The sequence below is a fragment of the Gardnerella massiliensis genome (genome assembly GCF_003408845.1).
Taxonomy (GTDB): domain Bacteria; phylum Actinomycetota; class Actinomycetes; order Actinomycetales; family Bifidobacteriaceae; genus Bifidobacterium; species Bifidobacterium vaginale_H.
In genome coordinates, this window is the sequence record NZ_LRTV01000001.1 from 526,054 (window position 1) to 534,043 (window position 7,990).

The 7,990-nt window shown below is 47.2% G+C and carries 4 protein-coding genes; all 4 read left to right on the forward strand.

Going from position 1 to position 7,990, the window contains the following annotated elements:
* Positions 1–161 precede the first annotated feature (161 nt).
* The 4 genes from AXE77_RS02100 (at position 162) to purD (ending at position 7,972) form a co-directional block, all read left to right on the forward strand.
* Positions 162–3,908: a phosphoribosylformylglycinamidine synthase gene (locus AXE77_RS02100; RefSeq protein ID WP_116711895.1), complete on the forward strand. Its 3,747-nt coding sequence runs from the start codon at positions 162–164 to the stop codon at positions 3,906–3,908.
* 51 nt (positions 3,909–3,959) lie between these two features.
* Positions 3,960–5,447, forward strand: a complete 1,488-nt coding sequence (gene purF, locus AXE77_RS02105; protein ID WP_116711896.1) for an amidophosphoribosyltransferase — start codon at positions 3,960–3,962, stop codon at positions 5,445–5,447.
* A gap of 143 nt (positions 5,448–5,590) precedes the next feature.
* Positions 5,591–6,625, forward strand: a complete 1,035-nt coding sequence (gene purM, locus AXE77_RS02110) for a phosphoribosylformylglycinamidine cyclo-ligase (protein ID WP_116711897.1) — start codon at positions 5,591–5,593, stop codon at positions 6,623–6,625.
* Between the two features lie 75 nt (positions 6,626–6,700).
* Positions 6,701–7,972: a phosphoribosylamine--glycine ligase gene (gene purD, locus AXE77_RS02115; protein WP_116711898.1), complete on the forward strand. Its 1,272-nt coding sequence runs from the start codon at positions 6,701–6,703 to the stop codon at positions 7,970–7,972.
* Positions 7,973–7,990: the final 18 nt, after the last annotated feature.

Genomic DNA, 7,990 nt, shown 5'->3' on the forward strand with positions numbered 1-7,990 from the left:
CAGTAATAAAGCAGCCAATCTCATTGCCGGTAAGTCGCATTGTTCTTACGCTACGGCTTATTACATAACTTAAGATAATTACATAACTTAAAATAATTACATAGTAACCGACACAAATAAACACTACACTCGTACCGCACACTCAATAAGGTAGGTTTCTCGTGGTATTTCGCGTATATGTAGAAAAGCGCACTGGTTTTGACGTTCAAGCTCAACAGCTTCTGCACGAGCTTAAGGAAATTCTTGGCATAAGCGCGATTACTTCCGCACGAATTATTAACCGTTATGACGTAGAAGGTATTGGGGAGGATTTGTTCCATACCGCCGTGCAAACAGTGTTCAGTGAACCTCCTGTTGACAACACCTACGACTATTTGCCAATTAGCACTACCGAGCACGTATTCGCTGTTGAATACTTGCCAGGACAGTTCGATCAGCGAGCGCAATCCGCTAGCGAATGTATACAGTTGATTAGTCAAGGCGAGCGCCCGAACGTGCGCAGCGCTAAAATCATTGCGTTACAAGGCAATCTTGACGAAGCAGCTATGGACGCGATTAAGCATTATGTTATTAATCCCGTCGAAGCGCGCGAAGCTTCTCTCGATGAGGTAACGAGCCTACAGCATGAGGCTGTTGTCCCAGCGGACGTGGAAGTGTTAAGTAGCTTTAACGATTTGGACGATCAAGGCTTACAAGATTTTATTCGTACGCGCGGCTTGGCAATGGATTTAGCAGATGCGCAATTCTGCCAGCAATACTTCCGTTACGAACAACGCAACCCTACTATTACCGAAATTCGCGTAATTGATACGTATTGGTCCGATCACTGCCGTCACACAACTTTTGGTACGGAACTTACCAATATCACTATCGACGACGAAACCGTACAAGAAGCGTTCCAACGTTACCTTTCCTTAAGAAGCAAACTTAACCGCGAAAGTAAGCCAATCTGCTTAATGGATATGGCAACAATTGGTGCAAAATATTTGAAACAAACCGGCGAGCTGAAAAATTTGGACGAATCCGAAGAAATCAACGCTTGCACGGTAAAAGTTAAGGTTGATGTGAACGGCCACGATGAAGATTGGCTGTTCCTCTTCAAGAACGAAACGCATAATCATCCTACAGAAATCGAACCTTTTGGTGGCGCGGCAACGTGCATTGGCGGATGTATTCGAGACCCTCTTTCCGGCAGATCCTACGTGTATCAAGCCATGCGCGTAACGGGCGCCGCCGATCCACGCACCCCAATAAGCGAAACCTTAACCGGTAAGCTTCCACAACGAAAAATCGTAACTTCTGCAGCTGCCGGCTACTCCTCGTACGGCAATCAAATCGGCTTAGCAACAGGCGAAGTTCACGAACTGTATCACCCGGGTTACGTTGCTAAACGCATGGAAGTTGGCGCGGTTGTTGCCGCTACCCCAGCCGACCACGTACGTAGGCAAACGCCTGCACCTGGGGATGTGATTATTCTTCTGGGCGGTCGCACCGGACGCGACGGAATCGGCGGCGCTACCGGCGCTTCAAAAGCTCAGGACGTTGAAAGTATCGACGAATGTGGTGCTGAAGTTCAAAAAGGTAACGCTCCTATCGAGCGCAAATTGCAACGATTGTTCCGACGAAAAGACGCTTGCCAACTTATTAAGCGCTGTAACGATTTTGGTGCGGGCGGCGTATCGGTGGCAACTGGCGAAATTGCAGACGGATTAATTATTAATCTCGACAAAGTTTCTAAAAAGTACGAGGGACTTGACGGTACGGAACTCGCTATTTCCGAATCTCAGGAGCGCATGGCTGTAGACGTCGCCGCAAGCGATGCTGAAGAATTCCTTAAGTATGCTCGTGAAGAAAATCTTGAGGCAGCAGTCGTGGCAACGGTTACTGAAGAAGCTCGCATGCGCATGACGTGGCGTGGAAAAACTATTGTTGATTTAAGCCGCGCGTTCTTGGCTTCTAACGGTGCTCCAAAACAGCAGACTTTGCACATTGAATCCGGCGAGTCGTACCAAACCCCATGGCAAAGTCAGTCTGACGCATCGCTGAGCGAGCGCATGCGCAATCTTGTTGCAGACATTAATGTCGCTTCTAATAAGGGCTTGGCGGAGCGCTTCGATTCCACTATTGGTGCCGCAACGGTACTCATGCCGTTTGGCGGCCGCCGTCAGCTCACTCCAGCTCAGGCAATGGTTGCGAAATTCCCAGTATTTGGCGAAACGAACACTGCTTCTGCAATGGCGTGGGGCTTTAATCCGTATTTGATGGAGAAGAACCAGTTTACTGGGGCTTATGTGGCTGTTGTTGAGTCTTTGGCAAAGCTCGTGGCAAGCGGTTTCACTCGAGAACGTGCTTACTTGAGTTTGCAAGAGTATTTTGGTAAGCCAAACGACGTTCCAGAACGCTGGGGTAAGCCTGCTGCAGCCGTTCTCGGTGCTTTAAGCGCCCAGCTTGATTTTGGCGTGGGTGCTATTGGTGGCAAGGATTCTATGAGCGGTAGTTTTGAGAATTTGGATGTGCCACCAACTTTAATTTCGTTTGCTGTTTCAACCGGCGATGCACGTATTGTTGTTTCCCCGGAATTTAAGGGCGTAAACCATCGCGTGGTGCGCATTGCTCCTCAATATAAATCCGACGGAATTACTCCAGAAAGAGAAAGTTTCCTGAAGATTCTCAATATTGTAGAAAATCTTACGAAAAACAAGCAACTTCTTGCTGTGTCTACGCCTGGCTACGGTGCAAGTGCTGAAATCCTGTTTAAGATGACGTTGGGCAATCATATTGGCTTGCGTTTGAACAGTACAGTAAGCGACAACGATTTGTTTAAGCCAGCGTACGGAAGTTTCTTTGCGGAACTTGCGGAAGATGCCGACATTCCTTCAGCAGATTCAGACTTGGTAAACGTTGAAGTAATTGGCGAAACTAGCGAAGATTACACGATTACCTCCGCTTCTGGCGAGTGCGTTGAATTAAGCGATTTGCAGAAGATTTGGGAAAATGAGCTTGCTTCAATCTTCCCTTATAAAAAGCCTGGCGAAATTGTAGAAACTATTAACGAAACCAATGTTTCTACTAAAAATCACGTGCGCACAAAGATTACGCCGCTTTCGCACCCGCGCGTTATAATCCCAGTCTTCCCTGGCAACAATTGCGAATACGACACTCAAGCTGCTTTTGAAAAGGCTGGTGCCGACGCTCATACGCTGATTATTAATAATTTGAGCGCGCGCGATATTGCCGAGTCCGCTCAACAGTTAGTGGACGAAATTAAGAAGAGCCAAATTGTTATGATTCCTGGCGGCTTCTCAGGCGGCGACGAGCCGGATGGTTCCGCAAAGTTTATTACTGCTTTCTTCAGGAATCCGGCAGTTACGGACGCTGTGCGCGATTTGCTTAATAATCGAGACGGCTTAATGTTGGGTATTTGCAACGGCTTCCAAGCGCTTATTAAGCTGGGTTTGGTGCCGTTTGGAGATATTGTTCCTATTGACGAGCAGTGCCCAACGCTTACTTACAATACGATTGGCCGTCACCAGAGCCGTATTGTGCGCACAAGAGTTGCGTCCAACATGTCACCTTGGTTGGCAAATACGCAGGTTGGCGATGTTCATACGGTTGCTATTTCTCACGGCGAGGGACGTTTTATTGCTACGCCTGAAGTTATGGAGAATCTTATTAATAACGGTCAGGTTGCCACGCAATATGTCGACAGTAATGGCGTTCCAAGTATGAGTTTGAATGTTAATCCGAACGGATCTGTTATGGCTGTAGAGGGTATTACTAGCCCTGATGGCCGCGTGTTTGGAAAGATGGGACATTGCGAGCGAGCAGGAAAAGGCTTGTACGTGAATATTCCTGATTTCCATGAACAGCCTTTGTTCGACGCTGGCGTTCACTACTTTACTGCGTGAATGGTCGCTGTTATGAATTTCGTTGTCAAACTCACCATCGAGGGGGTATAGATGTCTGCAGAGCTTGAAGATATTAACGAAGAATGTGGCGTATTTGGCGTGTGGGGTCACTCTGATGCTGCGAGACTCACCTACTTTGGTTTGCACGCATTGCAGCATCGTGGCCAGGAAGGCGCTGGCATTGTTTCAAACGATCACGGCCAGTTACACGGATACCGCGGGCTAGGCTTACTTACGAAAGTTTTTAGCAATGAGCAGGTTATGGAGCGCTTAACAGGAAACTGCGCTATTGGTCACGTTCGTTACGCTACTGCAGGCTCGGGAAGTGTCGATAATATTCAACCTTTCTTATTCCGCTTCCACGACGGAGACGTTGCTCTAGCACATAACGGAAACTTGACGAATTGCACTAGCTTACGCAATTCTTTGGAAGATAATGGCGCTATTTTCCACTCAAATTCCGACACTGAAATACTCATGCACTTAATCAGACGCTCAAATAAACCAACGTTTATGGAAGGTCTTAAGGAAGCGTTGCGTACGGTTCATGGCGGGTTTGCTTACCTTCTGCTAACGCAGGATGCTTTAATTGGAGCTACGGATCCTAATGGTTTCCGCCCTCTTTCGCTTGGTCGCATGCAAAATGGCGCTTATGTGCTTGCTTCTGAAACTTGTGCATTGGATATTGTAAGTGCCGAGTTTATTCGAGATATTGAGCCGGGCGAGATTATTGTTATTAACGACGAAGGCTATAGGATTGAGCACTACACCGACCATGTTCAGCATGCGGTGTGCTCTATGGAGTTTATTTATTTCGCTCGCCCTGATTCTAATATTTATGGCATTAATGTTCATTCTGCAAGAAAGCGCATGGGCATTCGCTTAGCCAAAGAATCCCCTGTCGACGCCGATATGGTGATTGGCGTACCGAACTCGTCTCTTTCTGCGGCCGCAGGATTTGCTGAGGCTACGGGAATTCCTAACGAAATGGGTTTGATTAAGAATCAGTACGTTGCTCGCACTTTTATTCAGCCTACACAGGAACTTCGTGAGCAAGGCGTGCGTATGAAGCTGTCTGCAGTACGCGGCGTAGTTGCTGGCAAGCGCGTTATTGTTATTGACGATTCTATTGTGCGCGGAACCACTTCGAAGCGTATTGTACAGCTTCTTCGAGAAGCTGGTGCTAAAGAAGTGCACATGCGTATTTCTTCACCTCCTCTTAAGTACCCGTGTTTCTACGGTATTGATATTCAAACTACTAAGGAATTGATTGCCGCTAAACATTCAGTTGAGGAGATTCGCGAGTATATTAATGCTGATTCGCTAGCGTTTTTGTCGTTGGACGGTTTGGTTGAGTCAATTGGTTTGCACAAGCCGGCACCTTACGGCGGCTTATGCGTGGCTTATTTTAACGGCGACTATCCTACTGCTTTGGACGATTATCGCGATGAGTTTTTGGCTTCGCTTACTCCGCAAGAGCGCGAGCATTTGCAAGAAGTGAAGCAGAATAGTAAATATTCGCACGAAAGTCTTATATAACTTAATATTTTACTTATTTACTGTAATTTATTAGTAAATATTAATAAATATAAGTAAATATTAATAAAACTTAAGAAGATACGTATAGTACATTTACAGTACAGGTACAGCACAATTACAGCACAGTTACGAAAGGAATAAAAATGCCACACGCATATGAGGAAGCTGGCGTAAGCGTAGAAGCAGGATACGAAGTAGTGCGTCGCATTAAATCGCATGTGAATCGCACGAAGCGCCCAGGCGTTATGGGTGGCATTGGCGGATTTGGCGGATTGTTTGATTTGGCATCCCTCGGTTACAAAGAGCCTGTGCTAATTTCCGGCACAGACGGCGTTGGAACCAAGCTTATGGTTGCCAAAATGATGAATAAGCACGATACGATTGGCATTGATTGCGTTGCCATGTGCGTAAACGACATTGCAGCTCAAGGTGCAGAGCCGCTGTTCTTCCTCGACTATATTGCTTGCGGAAAAAATAATCCTGCGCTTCTTGAGCAGGTTGTTGCGGGCGTTGCAGACGGTTGCGTTCAAGCTGAAGCTGGTTTAATTGGTGGCGAAACTGCTGAGATGCCGGGAATGTACGACGAAGACGAGTACGATCTTGCCGGTTTTGCGGTTGGTGTTGCGGAACGTTCAAATATTGTTGACGGATCTACTATCGCTGCCGGAGACGTACTTATTGGATTGCCTTCTTCTGGAGTGCACTCGAACGGATTCTCGCTGGTACGCAAAGCTTTGTTTGAAGAAGCCGGCTTGGACGTAAATACTAAACTTGACGAATTGGACGGAAAAACGGTTGGCGAAGTCTTGCTTGAGCCTACGCGCATTTACGTAAAAGCCTTGAAACCACTGTTTGCGGAGCATCTTATTAAGGGAGTTGCTCATATTACCGGCGGCGGATTTATTGAAAACATTCCACGCATGTATGCGGATGATTTGGCTGCAAAAATCGACACTAATAGCTGGAAAGTTCCGCCTATTTTGGGTGTTATTGAAAATGCTGGCAAAGTTGCTCACGCTGAAATGTTTAACGTTTTCAACATGGGCATTGGCATGGTTCTTGCTGTCGATGCTCAAAAAGCCGATGAGGTTTTGCGTATCCTAAGCGAGCATAACGAAGCAGCTTATGTTATTGGCAGTATGATTCAGCGCGGGAATGAGGCCGTAGAACTACACTAGAGCACCCTCTCCCACCAAACTTAAGGTCACATCGAGTACGAACTAGTAAGCAAAGCCAAAACGGAAGGAATCGTCATGAAAGTTTTAGTTGTTGGATCCGGCGCACGCGAACACGCAATTGCACACACGCTTCTTAAAGGTGAAAGCGTCGAAGAAGTTACCGTCGCACCTGGAAATCCTGGTATTGCAGCCGACGGTATTCGCGTGGAACCAATCAACGTTTCAGATCATGACGCTCTCATAAAGTTTGTTACTAATAACGGCTACGACTATGCGTTCATAGGCCCTGAAGTGCCGTTGATGAACGGTATTGTGGACGATTTTGAAGCGCATGGAATTGCTGCTTTCGGCCCAAACAAGGCTGCGGCTCAAATTGAAGGCTCTAAAGATTTCGCCAAAAGGCTTATGTCTCGCCATAACATTCCGACCGCATCCTACCAAACCTTTGACGCACTAGAGCCGGCACGCGCCTACGTGCTTGAGCATGGCGCTCCAATTGTGATTAAAGCCGACGGTTTAGCTGCCGGAAAAGGCGTTACGGTTGCGATGGATGAGCAAACAGCGGTTGAAGCTTTGGAAGATATTTTCGTCGACCATCGTTTTGGTCAGGCTGGTGCGAAGGTTGTTATTGAAGACTTTTTGCAAGGTCAAGAGTTTTCGCTTATGAGTTTTGTAAGCGGCACTGATTTTTGGGTTATGCCAATTTCGCAGGATCATAAGCGCGCATACGATGGCGACAAAGGTCCAAATACTGGCGGAATGGGAGCGTATAGCCCTGTGCCGCAGATTAGCAGCGAAACGGTTGAGCGCGCTATTAATGAAATTGTGCGCCCAACTGTCGAAGGATTAACTGAAGAAGGAACGCCTTTTACCGGCGTGCTTTATGCTGGCTTAATCGATACTGCTGACGGTCCGAAAGTGATTGAGTTTAACGCGCGCTTTGGCGATCCGGAGACGGAAGTGGTACTTCCTCGCCTAACTTCGGACTTCGGTGAAGCGATTTGGAATATTTTGCAGCATAAAACCCCAACTTTTACTTGGAAAAATAGCGGCGTTACGCTCGGCGTAATCATTGCGAGCGAAGGCTACCCTGGAACGCTAGTCACTGGCACCCCGCTTCCACACATTCCTGTTGACGAAAAGCAAGGTCAGCACGTGTATTTTGCGGGAGTTAAAAGCGAGGAAGGAACCGGTAATCTCGTAACTTCTTCCGGACGCGTAGCGTTGGTGCAGGTTCACGGAAGCGATGTGGCAGATGCGCAAAATAACGTCTACAACATATTAGACAAGCTGGAACTTCCGCACATGTTCTTTAGGCACGATATTGCCTCAAAAGCGCTTCTCTAATTTTTTTTTCCCCCCCCC